This is a genomic window from Acetobacterium sp. KB-1, from assembly GCF_003260995.1.
GTDB classification, from domain to species: domain Bacteria; phylum Bacillota; class Clostridia; order Eubacteriales; family Eubacteriaceae; genus Acetobacterium; species Acetobacterium carbinolicum.
The window spans coordinates 2,528,490-2,546,038 of record NZ_CP030040.1; the positions used below are offsets into that span (position 1 = coordinate 2,528,490).

Below are 17,549 nucleotides of genomic sequence, written 5' to 3' on the forward strand. Positions count from 1 at the left end.
MMMYMYMWTMWYGCTSTKYWSWRTWWYKKWWMKMTMWCYYKWKSMYMRGSWAWWCMKYGWMKCRRYASTMAAMTKWTTWAWATCMYKWWWWRRTAASAMTTKWGTTTWAWMAAWMWYWMKAYYRCKSAKRWMYYTKCMKKMARKTKYKKYMRAAWCGGMRYKCMGRTMRCTSSYMAAWMWRRWWRKCASRSCYKWWMWTSMSMCWRCYKMCARYWYCTKWRWRYCMWWKRWSMSWAWMKCCWTMWSRYCKTWKTWWMGWWKCCCAWMSKCMRYSRYWTWRKSCSMRWWWWWKSGKAMSRMMARCAYMMKMMAGRMCWRKMYMAYCGTRRYMARAATRMYYRMMAWMAKMAKYAWYWKYKKYWYWTYKRMRRRTKKKATTWMRKWKGYSRTYKMKSWKCYMWSSSWTRYWRMWKWTTWMWGYWWYRYMWCSMYMWSKTTAKSRWARSYAWKRMYRWKYMTMMACRGWMRMAWWYTTYMKWWYYTYWTAAAGWWMMMAYWYWRYWYMAWMMMKMYSARKRYKRSWSWWAWMCCKGYRGTCAGWTKYWTYRSWMMMRRAATSMCSRWSRMTMYWAWMACTGMYTKGSMYRSYKWWAMTYGWGYCARCWTWYWATTMMWWAKWAWSMYTSKARMRWWMAKYYYTWYMSMSRTWGKMKCSWWGMCMAMWSSSSRYMKMAWAWWRMSMSYYYWKTYGGWRGWRRWKYMMSASMMWKMSYWAWMCACCCCAGCGGGCAAAACAAACATAATTCCCAGGGAAATCAATAATAGAATCCCCATCCCAAGCAATTCCGGAAATAATGCCGCCGCAATTGTTTCTCTAATTTTAAATTTTATCGGCTGCAGCCACTCTCGTAAAGACACATGGTGTTTTTTAAAGTGATATAACATCCAACCGATGGGAAAAAAATAAAGCGCCAAGGTTCCGGCAAACGACATGACATACGAACTCGCTAACCCCAGCAAATTAAAGAGGATCAAACTTAACACCAATGTAAGAATAGTTCCCAAAATCAGATACCGATACTTCATGTTTTTTAACATCGTGATCAATTTCAACCCTCATTTCATATTTTTATGTTTCAAACAGTATCGCCTACTCGAAAGATAGGCACCTAAGACCAACTTATACGGATGCCAGTCATCTTTAATCGATAACTTCATGACATCCGTCTTTCCTAAGGGTCAGAGAGGATATTATGATCCTGTAAATCAACTTATTTGACAATACCCGAGAGTGCCGTTTCATAATGCTTTCGGCTTTCTGGTTGCATCGCATTATCCAGGCGCAAAAGGACATTTCCGGCCTGGTAGGTAGACCCTGCCACATCAGAAAAAACACTTAAATAATCAAAGCGCTGCTTCGCTACCGTATAATCCTGATAAACTTCGACTGATCCACCCAAGGGTTCACTCTGATTTTCCGCCTGTACAATGGACGTATCTTCAAAGCGGGCGGCCTGGGCCAATTGTAGATTCGGTTGTTTCAATAAGCCACTTGCATAAACAGGATCAGTATAAACAACCACTTCCCCAATCGGTTGGCCCGCTTCTTTTAGCTGCTCAATGATTTCCTGTGGTGACAGGGTACAAAAAATTTGCGCATCCTGCTTTTCTTTTTCTTTCTGACTTTTAGCCGCTAAAATAAAATCCTCAAAGCTGAATCGCTCGACCTTTTTATATTGGCTATCATAAGCGGTTTTTCCTTCTCCGGAATCCGAAAAAAGATAGAGGGTTTGTTCCTCTATTTTAAACCGAATCCGCCTTTCTGGCGTATCGATATCATCTAAACGCAACACCAGGGTATTTTTATCATTATGCCACTCACCTTCTGATATCGTCAGCTTTCCATCATAACCATTATAAAAGCTCACGATACCATTTTCGTTAAAGACATATCCTGTCATTGCCGTATCATTTAACGCCCCTTCGCGGGGCACCAATTCCCAATTACCAGTGAGGGTATCCTTGGCACAACTCGATAGTACCAACAGAGCACAAACCAGGAACAGGAGTGTCATCATCCATTTAGTGTTTTTTCTTGACTGCTTCTTTTTTCTTTCTGACATACTTTTCCTCCGTATGTAAAGGAAAAACAAAGAGGGAATCATTCTTATTCATCTCTTTATTTCACTTACTGCCTTATTTTATTGCAAAAAAGACCGCAAAATTCAGATATTTGAAGATGCAGTCCGCTTTTGAAAATCCTTCACTAAGAAGCCAGGCCAGTTGATCATTAAGCGGTGCAGTTTGATCAAAAGAGGTGCGGTGATAATAGGCGGCCAGTTCTTCTTCAGTAACATCACTTTTTCTAACAAAATCATGCCAAATACCAATGATCTGCTCTTCAAGTTCCGGATCAGGGCTCAATACCTGATCGGCATTGACGAAGATGCCATTTTGAGTAAGACTTGAAAAACAGTTTTTAAAAAGCTTTTTCTTCTTATCATCTTCCAGATGGTGGATGGATAAGGCTGATACAATGGCATCATATTTTTCGTCGAAGGTGTGACTGGTATAATCATCGGCAATATAGTGCATCTGATCCCGACCCTCAAAACGTTGCTTAGCCAGATCAAGCATGTTCTGGGCTTGATCAATCAGGGTGATCTGAGCCTTAGGGTAAGCTGCCAGCACAAAGGCTGACATCAGCCCCGTCCCCGCCCCAAGATCAAGTACTTTCGGCGTATCGGTATCAAAGTTTAATAGATCGATAGCCGATTGATAAAAAGTATCATATAGGGGAATGAAATGCCGCCGGTTGGCATCATAATCTTGACTATACTGGTTAAAAACGTCTTTTAAATGCATTGTTTATCCTCTTTTCGTTGTCATTGATTGTCCGGGTACCACCGATTTTCTTGACCTTATACCAATCGATCAAGGGCATTGTTTGGATTTGCGTTACTCTCTGCCAAACCATCATTTTCCTGTTGACCTGCTCTTGCTGCCGCTCCCCACGCCGCATTATATATCGAGCACATTTCCATTTGACGACCCGTTTCTGCCTTTGTACCAAACATCGTCCAACCGCCATTTGAATAGCTTGCAACCATTTCGCCATTGCCATCATAAAACTCAGCGTATTCTACACAATCCGATTCTTTTTGATACTTTATTTTTCCTTCAAAGAGTAAAGCAATCCAATCAATCGGTTTTAAAATATCCAGGTCATTTTTCGAACCTTTTTTTAATGCTTCCTTTAAACCTTGCGTAATAATTCGATTCCGATCTGGGGATACTTCCGAAACATAACTTTTGGCCAATTTGTTAAATCCCGCTGATTCATTCTGAACTTTTCCAGCTTGCTGATCCTTAATTGCTTGCGCGATTATTGCCTGCTCATATTCAGAATCACTCGTTCCTGATTGCTTTTTTGTATTGACATGGACATCCGTAAAATCCGGCAAACGAACCCCAGCAATTTTTGCTGTTCCAGAGAATACCCGATTCTGAGTCGCATAATTATTATTGGTAACATACATGATAGATCCTCCTTATTATTTACCTTAACTCTTTTTATTTATTGTAAACCCAATCATCTTTTTATGCAAATTTTATCAACCGTTTTTGAAAGTGATCTAGTCACTGAATAAATATCTCCCTTGGCTATAATCAATACAAGAGAACTAAAAAACGACCTTGCCGACACAACACAACCTTTCATAAATGGATGCGTGCTCTACTCTTACTGTTTTGCATAGAAATAAAAATAAAAATTCAAAGGAGAATAATCAAATGGCTGTTGCAGATCAAGTTTTTGGGTATTTCATGCCCGTCGTGAATTTAATGGGACCCGGTGCAGTAAAAGAAGTTGGTGAACAGGCAAAAGGTCTTGGTGCAAAAAAAGCGTTAATTGTAACCGATGAAGGCATGACAAAAATGGGCGTGGCGGATCAGGTCAAAGATATTATTGAGGCTTCTGGACTGAAGGTCGTTATTTTTTCAGGTGCCCAGCCAAATCCAACTGATCTTAATGTTGCTGATGGTTTAAAGGTTTTTACCAAACAAAATTGTGATTTGATTGTATCCTTAGGTGGTGGCTCCTCACATGACTGTGCAAAAGGAATCGGCCTAGTTGCCAGCAACGGCGGCAGCATCCGTGATTTTGAAGGCGTAAATAAAAGCACCAAACCAATGACCCCACTCATTGCCATTAATACAACCGCTGGTACCGCCAGTGAAATGACACGTTTTTGTATTATAACAAACTCAGAAACCCACGTTAAAATGGCCATTGTTGACTGGAGAGCGACTCCAACCGTCTCAATTAATGACCCCGTTCTTATGATGGGCATGCCCGCAGGTTTAACCGCCGCGACCGGAATGGACGCCTTAACACATTCGGTTGAAGCATATATGTCAACCATTGCTACCCCAATAACTGACGCTGCCGCATTAATGTCAATGAAGCTCATCGGCGAAAACCTTCGTCAGGCCGTCGCCAACGGCCAAAACTTTGAAGCCCGAAACAATATGGCCTATGCACAGTTTTTAGGCGGCATGGCATTTAATAATGCCAGCTTAGGTTACGTACACGGAATGGCACATCAACTGGGCGGCTTTTATGATCTCCCTCACGGTGTATGCAACGCCATCTTGCTCCCCCATGTTCTTAAATACAACCTTAACAGCAATCCCAAACGCCTCAGCGATATTGCAGTTGCTTTAGGCGAAAACATTCACGGTCTTTCTGTCCGAGATGCCGCTGAAAAAGGGGTACACGCCATTATTCAGCTTTCACAAGATGTTGGAATTCCAACCGGCTTGACCGAGCTTGGGGTCAATGAAAAGGATTTCGAGCTTATGGCTGAAAACGCCATGAAAGATGCCTGTAGCGGAACCAATCCAAGAACCGCAAAACTAGAGGACGTCATTCAGATCTTTAAAGATGCGATGTAATTATCGCACCCTCAATACCGACAAACAATTATAACAAAGAACACCTTTATTCCAGACAAAAAAAAGAAGAACGCTAAGAAAAATTTTCTCAAACTATCAAAGAACCCGGTTTTCAAATTGAAAATCGGGTTCTTTTCGTGATCAACAAACTTGACATGGGCATCATAACATGGGGATGTTTTGTTCGTCATGTTATCCCGGCCGATTAGTCATCATCTTCTTCCCCAAACCATTCAATTTCAGATGACTTCTCCAATAGATAATCACCATTTTTATCAAATTAACTTGACCTGTCTGGATCATGGTGATAAATTCTAATTATAAAATTAACGGTAGTTGGGGGAAGTGTCTTGGGCTTTACTTTAGCGTTTGTACATTCTGCAATTACCAGAAAAAATATTGGAGGTTATCTTATGGAATGGAGTCAGTATTTTGAACAGGATCATGAGCCAACACTCGCCGAGATGATCAGTTTCGTCAATAATCCTCTCTGGATTGCTTTGCAAAGCTTTATTGAAGCCACCTATCACATCAAACCGATCATGAATTACAGCCGCTGTTCCGCCCAGCGTGGCTGGAATCTGAAGTACCGGAAAAGCAGCAAATCCCTTTGTGTGCTCTATCCAATGGATGGTTATTTTATCGCACTGGTGGTGATAGGAAACAAGGAACTCACTGAAGCTGAAGCGTATCTTCCCCAGGCCAGCCCTGAAATTCAAGAGCTATTTGCCCGAACGCCTTTTGCTGCCGGGGGCCGATGGCTGATGATTCCCGTGACCTCTGAACGAATTCTGGAAGATGTAAAAAATCTGATTCAAATCCGGGTCCAGCCCAGACTGTGATGGCTTCATTTGTCTATCCTGATGGGTATCCCTTAATCGCTAAAGAACCACAAAAAAAACAGCCGAGCGGCTGTGTTATCACTTTTTTTAATTTTTACTAATTTTTTAAATGGCGGAGAGAGAGGGATTCGAACCCTCGGTACGCTTACACGTACACACGCTTTCCAGGCGTGCTCCTTCGACCACTCAGACATCTCTCCTCAGGTAGAACAAAAAACGATTCAAATTTTTCATGCTTACTGATTATACGGCAGACCGAGATAAAAGTCAATCATTTCTTTGCACCTCCATTTTTTTCGCCAATTGATATAAATCACCGATAAAGTTCTTAAAAAGCGGCGCTTTCCCAATGGTAACCGCCGCTTTTTAGTGTTTGTTAATCTGTCAGTTTTCTAACCCGTATCTGCTTATCGTTTGTAAAGTTTTGTCGCCAGAATGCCCAAAACCAACAGCAGACAAGAGCCGCCTAGCAGTATCAGGGTCCACAGATTATCATTTGTTGTTGTCGCACCATTGGGATTAAAGCGATTATTTTGCTGGCCGTCCGCATTGGCCGGGGTGGTTTGTCCCGCCCCTGTCTGATCCCCGGCAACAGTTGTTGATTCCGTGTCCGCTCCTGGTTGGTTGGCCGGTTTTTCCATTTCCACATCACCGTCGGATTGGTTTGGGGGTTGACCTTTGGCCGACTGCCAATTGGTTTCTGTTGGTGTCTGACTTGTTACATCGGCACTTGCTGTTGATTCTACACTTAGATCTGTCGGTACTGAGATGCCCCTGGCCATCCCGCCGCCCATACTGCTACCCATTGCCGAAACATCCAGACTGCTGGCATCGATTAGAGTAGCCGGTTGGGCAGTCTGGCCGTCGGTGGTTGCAGGAATGCTGCCCTCCAACTGACCGCTAATACTCTGTGCCCGAAGATCACAAAACTGTTCTAGTACTGAAACCCCTTCCTGATACTCTTGGTAGGTGCAAAAAGCCGTAGGGTCTTCTTTTACATATTCGGAGATCAGAGCCACGGCGGCATCGATGGTCTCACTACATTGGCCGCTGTCAAAGTAACCGGAGATAAATTCTGCAAAATACTGGTGATATTGCGCCAGGTATTCTTCATTCGAGAGCAGTTGATTAAGCAGCGGCCGCTCTTCCATAGTGGTGCCGGATACCGGGGTATCGATGGGATAATTCACCAAGGCTGTGGCTTCATCGGTACTGACCGCTGTTGCCGTCATGTTGCCGCCACCCATTCCACCCATGAAGTTACTAAAAGCCAGATTATAATCCCAGGGGATCACCGATAGCTGGCCATCCACTTCCCGGAGGTAATAATTGTGCTTCATACTGCCGGTATAGCTGTCAAAATTGTCGACAAAATTATGGACCACAAAGTACTTAAGCACCGCTTCCACATCCACCACTGCTTCTAAGTTTTCGCTGGCATTAAGCTGTTTGATGGCTTCAATCAGACGCTTTTTGTCACTGGTGGTAACATCAAAGACAGCCCCTGCCCAGATATTTTCATAACTGGACAAGTCATCATCTGAATAAATCAAAGCCACATCATCCCCTGAGAACCCACCCATGTTCCCCATCTGAGTCATATCTGGCATCTCGGTCATGTCTGGCATCTGGCTCATATCCACCATTTCCCGGTCCCCATCTGTTCCCTGGGGCATTTCCGGCATATTGGTCATGTCCGGCCTCTCGCCACCACCCATTTCTCCACCGCCAACTTGCATACTGTCGGGTTTATAAATATTACTATCGTCCGACCCGTAGTTTCGCTGGGCAAAAGCTTCTTCCACCCCTTCCACCGCCAGATAGAGTCCAAAGTATTCACCATTTATGGATACTTTCACAAAACTGGTCAGGGGTGCATCCACGCCCATATATTCCATCATGTCAAAGCAGAGATAATCCTTTAAATAGGTGTTGTCTGAGATAATATTGTTCAGGTTCAGCTTATCCAGTCCGTGATAACTCAGGCTATCGTTATATTTGTCAAAATCAATTTTAAAACTGTAACGCTCCGAATCGCTGGCCGCCACACTAGACAAAGATGAATTACCTTTTGGTCGGATGGCCACATTGCTCAGGGTTTCGCCATCAATGGTGACATCACAGATCTGATCGACTTCATCGGTTGCATTTTCTTGGAGATTGTTCCAGTCTGTTTCGCTTATTACTACATCAATGGTATGAACCTCGCTGTCATCAAATAATTCTGTCTCATAGCTCAGATCAACACTACTCCCGGCGGTAATCCCCACGCTTTCACCAAAATATGAGAAAACAATACCGATGATCAGGGTGATGATGCCAATGATTATGCAAATCCGTTCAATATTCTTGTGATCTGCCAATGCCGTCACCTCACTTAATTCATAAATTCGCCGTTATAACTGACCAGCACGGCATGGTTGACATGATCCATCTCAACCACGTCGTTGATAAAATCGGTGTTGTCATTTTTCAGCCGCACTTCAATATTCAGTTCAACGCCTTCTTTGGACACCGTTTTATTTTTGATAATGCTCTTGGTAACGCTGTCGGCAATGAATTTTTTCACCGCTTCTTCGGCGTTCCGATCACTACAGTTAACCACCACAATATAAGGCAGCTCATTGGGTTTGCGATTGACAAACACCAGCAAGATAAGCCCAATCAGCACCGAACCAAGAATAGCCAGGGGAATCATTCCGGCTGACAACACAATCCCGGCGGCAATGGACCAGAAAACAAAGGCAATATCCAGGGGTTCTTTAACGGCGGTTCGGAATCGGACGATCGAAAGCGCCCCAACCATCCCCAATGACAGCACCACATTACTGGTAATGGCCAGCATCACAAAGGTGGTGATCATACATAGGGCGATCAGAGTTACCCCAAAACCGGATGAGTACATGACCCCTTTATAGGTCTTTTTATGCACAAGATAAACAAACACTCCGATGCCAAAGGCCAGAATCATCGCCATGGCAATGTCGATCATCGATACCGATGTGACGTTTTCCAGAAAATTAGATTTGAAAATATCATTAAATGTCATTTAGTTACTCCCTCTTAGTTTAATAATTTATCAGCTATAAATCCGGCTGGCCGCATATTTAGAAAAAGCCGTTTGCCGGCGGCCATCCAGTTGAATGATATTGGCAATGACCTCCGGGATAAACTGGTCGTACTTCACCTCCAGCAGAATCTGCTGATCCCCGGTGGCGACGGTGGGTAGATCGGGGTTGAACAAATCAGTACTGAACAAACCGGTGCGAATATCCCGGTCAATGGTGATCCGAACGTTTCCCGGCCTGTAAACAAAAGCCTCCCGATTATAATCGACAATGGTCTTGGGCTTAAGCTGTCCCGATTTCATTTTGGAGTAAAACTCCACCACCAGGGGCTCCTCACTTTTAGCCATCCAATCGGTGTCGTGGTCCAGGATGGCGGCGGCCTGATGCTTTGTGATCGTAGCTTTGATCTTTAAACAAAGACCATTGATCTTGCTTTTCTTTTCCAAGTTGATAAAGTTAAAATCCTTGTTGTAACAGCGAATCCTGAATTTCTCCCGGCGATTGATCCCGCTGATCTTGTCCTGTAGGGCAACATCGCGGTAATTATCAAAATACAGACTGCGGATCTGGTATTTGCCATCTTCATTGGTGTTTAAATCCGGCTGCATCACTGCTTTTAATTTGCTGCGCAGAATCAGATAGTCTAAATAATTGATGTCATGTTTGTGTTCATGCCTGAATTGCATGGGGCACCTCCTTGTTTTGATTTAACACGTTCTTAACATTGCATATCATAGTTTTGTTAGCTTGAATAAAGATTGAACCCAGAATCTTTTAAGCTGAAGTTCAAGCTTGATTCAATAAATAATGCTATAATTGTTAAGAGTGGAAGAGGTGTTGTTAAGAATGCGACTATTACTGGTAGAAGATGAATGGGGACTGGTGGAAGCCCTGAAAGCTATTTTTACAAAAGAAAACTATTGTGTGGATATTCGCATGGACGGTGAAAGCGGTCTGGATTATGCCCTGACGGGTATCTACGATCTGATTATTCTGGATATTATGCTGCCCCGGAAAGACGGCATGACGATTCTAAAGGAACTGCGGCAGGCTAAAATCAAAACTCCGGTTTTAATGCTGACCGCCAAAACCGAACTGGAGGATAAAATTGCCGGGTTGGATTGGGGCGCCGATGACTATCTGACCAAACCCTTTCAAACTGGTGAACTGCTGGCCCGGATTCGGGCTGTTACCCGACGAAAAGGTGAAGTGATCATCGACGATCCTCACTGGGGCGACTTAACCTTGCGGCAGAAGACCCGGGAGATTATTTGCGGTAGTGCTTCAGTAAAGCTTGGTTTAAAGGAGTTTTTGTTGCTGGAAACCCTGATGATCAACTCCCGTCAGATCGTTTCCAAGGAACAGCTTATCGAAAAGGTTTGGGGTTTTGACAACGAAGCTGAATATAACAATGTCGAAGTCTATATTTCGTTTCTGCGCAAAAAAATCAGTTTTGTGGGATCTCAGGTGCAGATCAAGGTTAACCGGGGTATCGGTTATTTTCTGGAAATGACGAAGTGAGTATAAACCGATATGATCAAAAAACTAAAAATTCGCTTTGTCGCCACCATTATGATTATTTTGTCTCTGGTTTTTTTATTGATTATTGGCTCAATCAACTATTTCAATTACCAATCCAGCGAACGTCAAAGCATGGCCCTGTTATCAGCCCTGGCAGAAAATGATGGGATGGCTCCTCGTGAGACCCCGATGGTGCCCGGATCATCAGATCATCTTCCCCCGGATCTATTTGAACGGGAAAAAACCTTTTCAGTTAAGGTTAACCCGGCAACTAACCTCTTTTCTGTCAACGGCAGTACCAATACCAGTCTGGAATCCGCAGAAGTCCTGGAGCTGGCAAATCAGATGCTTAATAAGAACAAAGCTTCCGGCACCCTGAGCGGTTATCGGTATCTGATTGTTGAAAAACCCTATGGTCAATTGCTGGTCTTTGTCGATCAGCGAATTTCCAATGCCCTGGCGGACCGACTTCTGAGCACCTCGCTGATCATTGGCAGTATAACCCTGTTTGTGCTTTTCTTTGTTTCGCTTTTTCTGGCCAACCTGATGGTTAAACCGGTAGAGGAAACCTTTGAAAAACAGAAGCGCTTTATTTCCGATGCCAGTCATGAACTAAAAACCCCGCTCTCCGTCATCAGTGTCAATGCCGATGTACTGGAAGGGGACATTGGCGCAAACAAGTATCTTTCTCACATTCAATCCGAGTCAATCCGGATGAATACCCTGGTGAATAGTCTTCTCACCCTGGCCCGACTGGACTCCAGCAAACCCATCGGTGTTTATTCACCCTTTGATTTGAGCAACGCCGTGGAAAGCATTGCCTTAACCTTTGAAAGCATCGCTTTTGAGGAACACAAAAACTACACCCTTAAGATTACAGACGGTATTTCCTATCTGGGTGATGCGAATAAGATCAAACAGGTCGTTGCCATCCTGATTGACAATGCCATTAAAAATGCCGACGATGACGGGCTTGTTGAACTCATCCTTAAGCGAGTTGATGATACGATTCATCTTGAAGTGTTCAATACCGGTGCCGGTATTCCCGAAGATCAGCAGGATAAAATTTTTCAGCGTTTCTACCGCTACGATGCGTCCCGTTCCAAGGCCACCGGGGGCTATGGGCTGGGACTGGCCATTGCTAAATCGATTGTTGACGAACATCAGGGAACGATTCGGGTAAGCAGCGAGGTTGGTTCCTGGGTTCGGTTTACTGTCATCCTCTAAACGATCTGCCCCTAAAAAAGAGCGTTTAAAAAGCCATCCGGGTTTTAACTCCGATGGCTTTTTACTCTTTTAACTGAAATGACTAAAACAGAATAACTGGGCTATACTAACTGGGAATATTTTTAATCATATTGATAAATTCCCGTTTGATTTCCGGATCAAAACGCCCCTCGATTTTTTCCAGATGGATCAGTGGATGTTGATTCTTCTCCAGGGCTTCCCCTTCTTTTGCAGAGAGCAACCGATCATAATAATTGGCAACCGCAACCACTCTTGCCAAAAAAGGGATTTCTTCGCCTTTTAGCCCTTTAGGATAGCCACTGCCGTCCCATCTTTCGTGATGGTGGAGTACCGCATCGGCCAGGGACATGGTATCATCAAAGGCATTAAGAATCCGATACCCCATAATCGGGTGCTTCTTGATTTCAGATATTTCTTCCGCGGTGCGCTCACTATTTTCCTCCAATAAATCTTTATGTAAAACAATCTTGCCGATATCATGGAAATAACCGGCCAATTTCATCCGTCTGATTTTTACATGAGGAAGTTCCATGGTCACACCCAAATCATGACACCATTGACTGACCCGCTGAGCATGTTCTTCTTCCTGGGGGCAGTCACTTTGCAGGGTTGTAATGATCGAATCCAGGGTTGAACTTTTAAAGTCATCCCGTTCTAAAATCTTAGCGGCATACATTTTTTCTTCGGCGGAATCCAGACACTCCATAATACTCTGATCCACTGATGTTTTAACATCACAGCCCAGGGAAATATTTCCTTTGATAACCTGTACCCCATCTCGGGCAAACTCGGTTTTAATCCGCTTTTTAATCTGTTTTGCCTGTTCAACGGTGGTTTTAGGCAGTAGGATAACAAATTCATCCCCACCCCACCGGGCGATAATATCATCCGCCCGACAGACCCTGCGCATCACTTCGGCAATTTTTTTAAGAAATACATCGCCATGGGCGTGACCAAAAATATCATTGGTCAATTTTAAGCCGTTCACATCGCCCATGATAATCGAAATCGGCAGGTTTTTTTCAATATCCAGCCGCAATAACTCTTCTTCCAGAAAGCGGCGGTTATAAAGTCCGGTCAGGGCATCATGAAAGCTTAAATATTCAATTTCTTTGCGCTGCTCATTTTTCTCCGAAACATCACGAAATACTAAAACAATGCCAACGGTTTCGCCCTTTTCGTTCTTGATTGGCGCCGCACTATCTTCCAGATGAAAGACCGAGCCGTCTTTTGCCGTTAACACCGCATGGTTTCTCAACTCCTGGGTCTGATCGGTTTTCATTGCCGTAAAAATAGGGTCAATAATCTCCTGGCGGTGGTCTTCATGGGACAAAAAAAAAACCTCGGTATAGTGTTTTCCCCGGGCTTCTTCATTGGCCCAACCGGTCAGCTGCTGAGCCACCTGATTGAGCATTTCTATCTTACCGGCGGGATCGACCACCATTACGCCATCCCCGATCGAAATCAGGGTCTGAAAGTATTTGCTGCGCTCTTCAAACAGTTTTTTTTGCATAATCCGTCTTTCCAGATTGGTCAATACACCGTTCATCAGCACCGTCATTTCATCCACATCATTATCATCATAGCGATCTTCTTTACCAGCGAAGCCAACGGTGGCTTTGATTTTTTCATCAATAAAAATGGGAATGGCGATAAAATTACCGACAATTTTCTGACCCCCGGGAAATTTCTGTCCGGCTGATGGCTCAACAACCGCGATGTTTAAAATAATGGGTTTTCTCTGACGAACCGCTTCACCCCATACCCCCGCTTCTTCTAATCGATAGATTAGCTTTGGTACTTCCACCTCTTTGATCATTCCTTTTGACCAGGTCTTTAGAGTGAATTCCTGTTTTTTTTCATTATAAAAGCAGATATAACCAACCTTACTTTCCGTCAGTTTCAGGGCTTCGTGTAAAACGTAATCCAGTTGCTTTTTTTCATTTCTGAAATTTTTACTCAATACATTAACCAGAATCTTATTTCGAAAAAGCATTTTCTCCTGCTTTTTGATCAGTTTTTCTTGATCTGTTTTACCTCGGCTATCCTTGCTGCTTCTCGTCTTTTCATTCGATTTCTGCAATTTTTTATTACTTCGAACTAATAACACAGCAAGTGTTCCCACTGCACTAAATAGTCCCAGTATCAATAGCATACTCGCCGCTGCTGGTTCCATTCTTTTATCTCCTTTTCCAACCTGTTTACCCATGCTTTGAGCCCTAAAGAAGCGGTAAAATGATCATTTTTCATTTGTAATGGTTTACTTTTTGTTCTTAATTTCATCATTATATAACATAACTAAATAGATTCCTATTTTTTTATCTCAAAACTCACTTTTTTTATTGCCCTAAGTAATAATAGTCCCTCCCCGAAAAGTCTGTGCGCCTTGCGCTCAGTTCCTACTTGTCGAGAAGCGACTTTTACTTTTTGATCATTTGTTTATTATTAAACCTTTGCCTCACGGTCAGTTGTGATTAAGTATTGGTTTACTTTTAATCAATGGTTTCCAGAATTTCTTCTATTTTTCTTCTTGTTTTAGGACGATGGTCTCTGTTTTTGTAACCAAAGGCAATCATGCAGGATAATCCAAAATGGACCGGGTCAAGAATGCCTTCTTTAACCAGAACCGCTTCCACCTTTTCAGTATTAAAGCCTTCCATGGGGGTAGAATCGACTCCCAGCATGGCGGCAGCGGTTAGCATATTTGCGAGTGGAATGTAGGTTTGTTTGCCGGCCCAGTCAAAAAAGGCCCGATCATTTCCGACGATTTTCAGATCGTCCGCCTGAAAGCTCGCCAGCTTATTTTTTCGCGCCTGTCTCAAATCGTCGCTAAAATGCTGGATATCGTTCATTATATACTCCACGTAGTCGGAGTCCGGTTGGAGATCAACGGATTTTCTGGCCAGAATCAGGACGAAATGACTGGCACCATCCAAACTGACCTCCGCACCCCAGGCGAAGGGCTTAATTTTCTCGCGGATCACCCGGTTATTCAGTAACACAAATTTCCAGGGTTCCAGCCCCATTGAGCTGGGCGACAGCCGCGCCGCCTCCATAATCACCGTAAAATCTTCAGCGCTAACTTTTTTATCGGCATCGTAACCCTTGCAGGTATAACGATTATTAAATATATTCAGAATCAGATCTCTTGTTTCTTCCTTTTCCAACGTACTCGCCTCCTGTTTTTTATCTTTTGTTTTTAGCTATTTTTTTTATATTCCCCCGGAACAGGACTTCTAACAAAAATATTCGTTTTTTTGCTGATCTTCCCCTTTCCTGCTGCTGTTTATTTTCTCTGTATTCGGGTAAACTAATAAAATCCTAGTAATTTATCTGATTAAACGTGAAAGAAGGGGATCTGCATGAATATAATTGAAATCAATCAGTTGACAAAATATTATGGAAAACATCGAGGCATCGAAAATGTATCCTTTTCTGTGGAAGAAGGTGAGATCTTCGGTTTCATTGGTCCCAACGGAGCTGGTAAATCTACCACGATTCGGGCCCTGCTATCGCTGATTCATCCGACCAGCGGTTCGGCTACAATTTTCGGTAAAGACTGTATCAAGTACGGCAATGAAATTCGCCGGGACATTGGCTACCTGCCTTCAGAGGTTTTTTATTATGAGCATATGAAGGTTCGCGAAGTGCTCAATTATTCGGCCAGCTTTTATGAAAATGTTGACTACCGACGGATCGAAAGTTTGGCTGAAGTCATGGATCTTGATTTAAATAAGCGCATTGACGACCTGTCCTACGGAAACAAAAAGAAAGTTGGCATTATTCAGGGACTGCTCCATGAACCCAAACTGATTATTCTGGATGAACCTACCGGAGGTCTGGACCCACTGATGCAACAGAAATTTTTTGACCTGATCCAGGCGGAAAACCAGAACGGTGCCACGGTTTTATTCTCCTCTCACATTCTTTCTGAGGTTCAAAAGCTGTGCGGCCGAGTTGCCATCATCAAGGACGGCACCATTGTTCGCGTCGAAAATATCCGGGATATGCAAAAGCACAATTATAAAAAATTCACCCTGGATTATAAGGGAATTATTGACGTGCACCACTTTAACCTGGAAGGGGTTACTAATTTAACGGTCAGCGAGAACACCCTCCATTTTTTATTTAAAGGGGATATTAATCGCATAATTGAGCGGCTTCAGGGGCAGAACCTTTTAAATCTACTGGTTGAGGAACCCAGTCTTGAGGAAATTTTTATGCATTATTACCAGAAGGAGGATCTGCCATGAACATCCTAAAACAGGAGTTGCGGATGGGCCGAAACGCACTGGTCGTCTGGTGTATCTCACTGATTGGGATTTTAAGCCTTTTTATGCTGCTTTACCCGTCTATTTCCGGCCAATTGGAAGAATTTGAGAAGGTTTTTCATAGCCTCCCCATTGAATTTCAACAAGCGGCAGGGGTTGCCGACCTGGATCTTTCCAGCATTCTGAGTTTTTATCAATTTGCCCTGACCTATGTTTTACTGGCCGGTGCCATCCAGGCCATGAACCTCGGTGTTTCGGTTATTTCTGCTGAAGTCCGGGAAAAAACCGGAGACTTTTTATTTGTCAAACCAGTCAGCCGAAATCGGGTGATTTCCATGAAAATCCTGGCCGTACTGGTTCAGATTCTGATTACCAATGCCGTCGTTTTTACAACCGCTCTGATTCTGGTGACCGTGCTTGGCACTGAATCCTATGATTTTAAACTCTTTACCCTGGTTACCCTGAGTTTACTCTTTCTTCAGGTTTTCTTTGCCAGCCTGGGGCTCTTTGTGTCCGTTTTCTTAAGACGAATCCGAACCGTTTTACCCATTAGTATGGGCGTGGTCATTATTTTTTATATTATCCACCTGCTTAATGAAACATTAAAAGATGTAACGCTTGGACTGGTGTCACCTTTTGACTATTTTAATCTCTCGGAAATAACCAAAAGCATGAACTACGATTCACTGAATTTACTGTTATGGTTTGTTTTGGTGGGGCTGTTTATCTTCTTAACCTATAAGCTTTTTGCCAGAAAAGATTTACCATCGATCTAACCCAAAAGGAGGCATAACCAATGAATGTGTTTAAAAAAGAAATGAAAGCCAATCTTAAGTCGTTGATCATCTGGGGCTGTGCCCAGGTTTTTATTATCTTTGCCGGAATGATGAAATATCAGGGATTTGCCGATTCCAAGGTGGACATCAATGCCCTGTTTGATGCTTTTCCAAAAGAGATAATGGTCGTTTTTGGTCTCGGCTCGGTGGATATCAGTAAGGTTGCCGGATATTATTCGGTCTTCTTTCTCTACTTTATGCTACTGGCTGCTGTCCATGCCGTAATGTTTGGGGCGGTCGTGGTATCCAAGGAAGAACGGGATCACTGTGCTGATTTTATTTATACCAAACCAATTCGCCGATTTCAGGTGATCAGCCCCAAGCTGCTCGCCGGCGTTGTCAATATTCTGATATTTAACATGGTGACCTTTGCCGCTTCGGTTTTTTTCATTGCTCAGCACAACAATGGCGATGGCTTAATTGACAAGGTTTCCCTCACGATGCTGGCACTTTTTATGCTCCAGCTATTCTTTCTCGCTTTGGGAGCCATGTTTGGTGCCATTTTAAAAAATACCAAAAGAGCAACCGCTGTCGCATCCGGCCTGGTCATGGGTTTCTTTCTCTTATCGGTGGTTGTTGATTTATATGATAAGCTGGCGTTTCTTACGATCTTTACGCCTTTTAAGTATTTTGAAGGGGCCGCTTTGATGATCAATGATCAGCTTTCCTTTAACTCTGCCGCAATTTTACTGACCGTTACCCTGATTTTTTTCGGTTTAACTTTTGTGGCCTTTAGTAGGCGGGATTTAGCCACCTAATATTTCGCTTTCAGGGTATTAAAAAAGGGGTCATGCAAAATAGCGTATCACCCTCCGCCTTTACATGATCCCTTCTTTGCACAACATAAATTAGTCGTCTGAGCCTTTA

General features: G+C 43.3%; 15 protein-coding genes and 1 tRNA gene. 7 read left to right on the top strand and 9 right to left on the bottom strand.

The genetic code is table 11. The features are described from left to right. Window positions 1–1,211 precede the first annotated feature (1,211 nt). From DOZ58_RS11650 to DOZ58_RS11660, 3 genes are all read right to left on the bottom strand, one after another. A complete protein-coding gene (locus tag DOZ58_RS11650; protein ID WP_111888442.1) occupies window positions 1,212–2,063 on the bottom strand; it encodes a hypothetical protein in 852 nt (283 codons plus the stop codon). 73 nt (window positions 2,064–2,136) lie between these two features. Continuing rightward, the gene (locus tag DOZ58_RS11655; protein WP_111888443.1) at window positions 2,137–2,805 is read right to left on the bottom strand and encodes a class I SAM-dependent methyltransferase; all 669 of its coding nucleotides are present in this window, start codon (window positions 2,803–2,805) and stop codon (window positions 2,137–2,139) included. A gap of 56 nt (window positions 2,806–2,861) precedes the next feature. Next, window positions 2,862–3,479, bottom strand: coding sequence for a hypothetical protein (locus DOZ58_RS11660; RefSeq protein ID WP_242988486.1), 618 nt, complete (start codon window positions 3,477–3,479; stop codon window positions 2,862–2,864). Between the two features lie 253 nt (window positions 3,480–3,732). Between DOZ58_RS11660 and DOZ58_RS11665 the strand changes: the two genes are divergently transcribed. Both DOZ58_RS11665 and DOZ58_RS11670 read left to right on the top strand, forming a co-directional pair. Further along, a complete protein-coding gene (locus tag DOZ58_RS11665; RefSeq protein ID WP_111888444.1) occupies window positions 3,733–4,896 on the top strand; it encodes an iron-containing alcohol dehydrogenase in 1,164 nt (387 codons plus the stop codon). 413 nt (window positions 4,897–5,309) lie between these two features. Continuing rightward, the gene (locus DOZ58_RS11670; RefSeq protein WP_111888445.1) at window positions 5,310–5,738 is read left to right on the top strand and encodes a DUF3788 domain-containing protein; all 429 of its coding nucleotides are present in this window, start codon (window positions 5,310–5,312) and stop codon (window positions 5,736–5,738) included. Between the two features lie 110 nt (window positions 5,739–5,848). On the opposite strand, the gene DOZ58_RS11675 is transcribed toward DOZ58_RS11670, so the two are convergent. From DOZ58_RS11675 to DOZ58_RS11690, 4 genes are all read right to left on the bottom strand, one after another. Continuing rightward, window positions 5,849–5,938: transfer RNA gene (locus DOZ58_RS11675), tRNA-Ser, on the bottom strand. Between the two features lie 207 nt (window positions 5,939–6,145). Continuing rightward, a complete protein-coding gene (locus DOZ58_RS11680; RefSeq protein WP_162624506.1) occupies window positions 6,146–8,101 on the bottom strand; it encodes a CotH kinase family protein in 1,956 nt (651 codons plus the stop codon). A gap of 14 nt (window positions 8,102–8,115) precedes the next feature. Further along, entirely contained in the window at window positions 8,116–8,787 is a 672-nt protein-coding gene (locus tag DOZ58_RS11685) for a DUF4956 domain-containing protein (protein WP_111888447.1), read from the bottom strand. 30 nt (window positions 8,788–8,817) lie between these two features. Then, entirely contained in the window at window positions 8,818–9,492 is a 675-nt protein-coding gene (locus DOZ58_RS11690; RefSeq protein WP_111888448.1) for a polyphosphate polymerase domain-containing protein, read from the bottom strand. A 160-nt stretch (window positions 9,493–9,652) separates the two neighbouring features. Between DOZ58_RS11690 and DOZ58_RS11695 the strand changes: the two genes are divergently transcribed. Together DOZ58_RS11695 and DOZ58_RS11700 are read left to right on the top strand one after the other, a co-directional pair. Further along, window positions 9,653–10,327, top strand: a complete 675-nt coding sequence (locus tag DOZ58_RS11695; RefSeq protein ID WP_111888449.1) for a response regulator transcription factor — start codon at window positions 9,653–9,655, stop codon at window positions 10,325–10,327. 12 nt (window positions 10,328–10,339) lie between these two features. Continuing rightward, window positions 10,340–11,554, top strand: a complete 1,215-nt coding sequence (locus DOZ58_RS11700; protein WP_111888450.1) for a cell wall metabolism sensor histidine kinase WalK — start codon at window positions 10,340–10,342, stop codon at window positions 11,552–11,554. 106 nt (window positions 11,555–11,660) lie between these two features. Here DOZ58_RS11700 and DOZ58_RS11705 read toward each other — a convergent pair whose 3' ends face one another. After that, window positions 11,661–13,751: an HD domain-containing phosphohydrolase gene (locus DOZ58_RS11705; protein WP_162624507.1), complete on the bottom strand. Its 2,091-nt coding sequence runs from the start codon at window positions 13,749–13,751 to the stop codon at window positions 11,661–11,663. 316 nt (window positions 13,752–14,067) lie between these two features. After that, on the bottom strand, window positions 14,068–14,742 hold the full coding sequence (locus DOZ58_RS11710) for an NAD(P)H-dependent oxidoreductase (RefSeq protein WP_204355399.1): 675 nt from the start codon (window positions 14,740–14,742) through the stop codon (window positions 14,068–14,070). 195 nt (window positions 14,743–14,937) lie between these two features. Between DOZ58_RS11710 and DOZ58_RS11715 the strand changes: the two genes are divergently transcribed. The 3 genes from DOZ58_RS11715 to DOZ58_RS11725 are packed head-to-tail and all read left to right on the top strand — an operon-like array spanning window position 14,938 to window position 17,440. Further along, a complete protein-coding gene (locus tag DOZ58_RS11715) occupies window positions 14,938–15,828 on the top strand; it encodes an ABC transporter ATP-binding protein (RefSeq protein ID WP_111888452.1) in 891 nt (296 codons plus the stop codon). Then, entirely contained in the window at window positions 15,825–16,622 is a 798-nt protein-coding gene (locus tag DOZ58_RS11720; protein WP_111888453.1) for an ABC transporter permease subunit, read from the top strand. The genes DOZ58_RS11715 and DOZ58_RS11720 overlap by 4 nt, the downstream gene beginning before the upstream one ends. 20 nt (window positions 16,623–16,642) lie before the next feature. After that, window positions 16,643–17,440 carry an ABC transporter permease subunit gene (locus tag DOZ58_RS11725; RefSeq protein WP_111888454.1) on the top strand — a complete coding sequence of 266 codons (798 nt, stop codon included), beginning with the start codon at window positions 16,643–16,645 and terminating at the stop codon, window positions 17,438–17,440. Window positions 17,441–17,549 lie beyond the last annotated feature (109 nt).

Coding starts and splice junctions, on each gene's coding strand:
- DOZ58_RS11690 (WP_111888448.1), bottom strand. CDS start 9,492: ATGCAATTCAGGCATGAACACAAACATGACATCAATTATTTAGACTAT.
- DOZ58_RS11650 (WP_111888442.1), bottom strand. CDS start 2,063: ATGTCAGAAAGAAAAAAGAAGCAGTCAAGAAAAAACACTAAATGGATG.
- DOZ58_RS11695 (WP_111888449.1), top strand. CDS start 9,653: ATGCGACTATTACTGGTAGAAGATGAATGGGGACTGGTGGAAGCCCTG.
- DOZ58_RS11705 (WP_162624507.1), bottom strand. CDS start 13,751: ATGGAACCAGCAGCGGCGAGTATGCTATTGATACTGGGACTATTTAGT.
- DOZ58_RS11715 (WP_111888452.1), top strand. CDS start 14,938: ATGAATATAATTGAAATCAATCAGTTGACAAAATATTATGGAAAACAT.
- DOZ58_RS11660 (WP_242988486.1), bottom strand. CDS start 3,479: ATGTATGTTACCAATAATAATTATGCGACTCAGAATCGGGTATTCTCT.
- DOZ58_RS11670 (WP_111888445.1), top strand. CDS start 5,310: ATGGAATGGAGTCAGTATTTTGAACAGGATCATGAGCCAACACTCGCC.
- DOZ58_RS11725 (WP_111888454.1), top strand. CDS start 16,643: ATGAATGTGTTTAAAAAAGAAATGAAAGCCAATCTTAAGTCGTTGATC.
- DOZ58_RS11655 (WP_111888443.1), bottom strand. CDS start 2,805: ATGCATTTAAAAGACGTTTTTAACCAGTATAGTCAAGATTATGATGCC.
- DOZ58_RS11700 (WP_111888450.1), top strand. CDS start 10,340: ATGATCAAAAAACTAAAAATTCGCTTTGTCGCCACCATTATGATTATT.
- DOZ58_RS11720 (WP_111888453.1), top strand. CDS start 15,825: ATGAACATCCTAAAACAGGAGTTGCGGATGGGCCGAAACGCACTGGTC.
- DOZ58_RS11685 (WP_111888447.1), bottom strand. CDS start 8,787: ATGACATTTAATGATATTTTCAAATCTAATTTTCTGGAAAACGTCACA.
- DOZ58_RS11665 (WP_111888444.1), top strand. CDS start 3,733: ATGGCTGTTGCAGATCAAGTTTTTGGGTATTTCATGCCCGTCGTGAAT.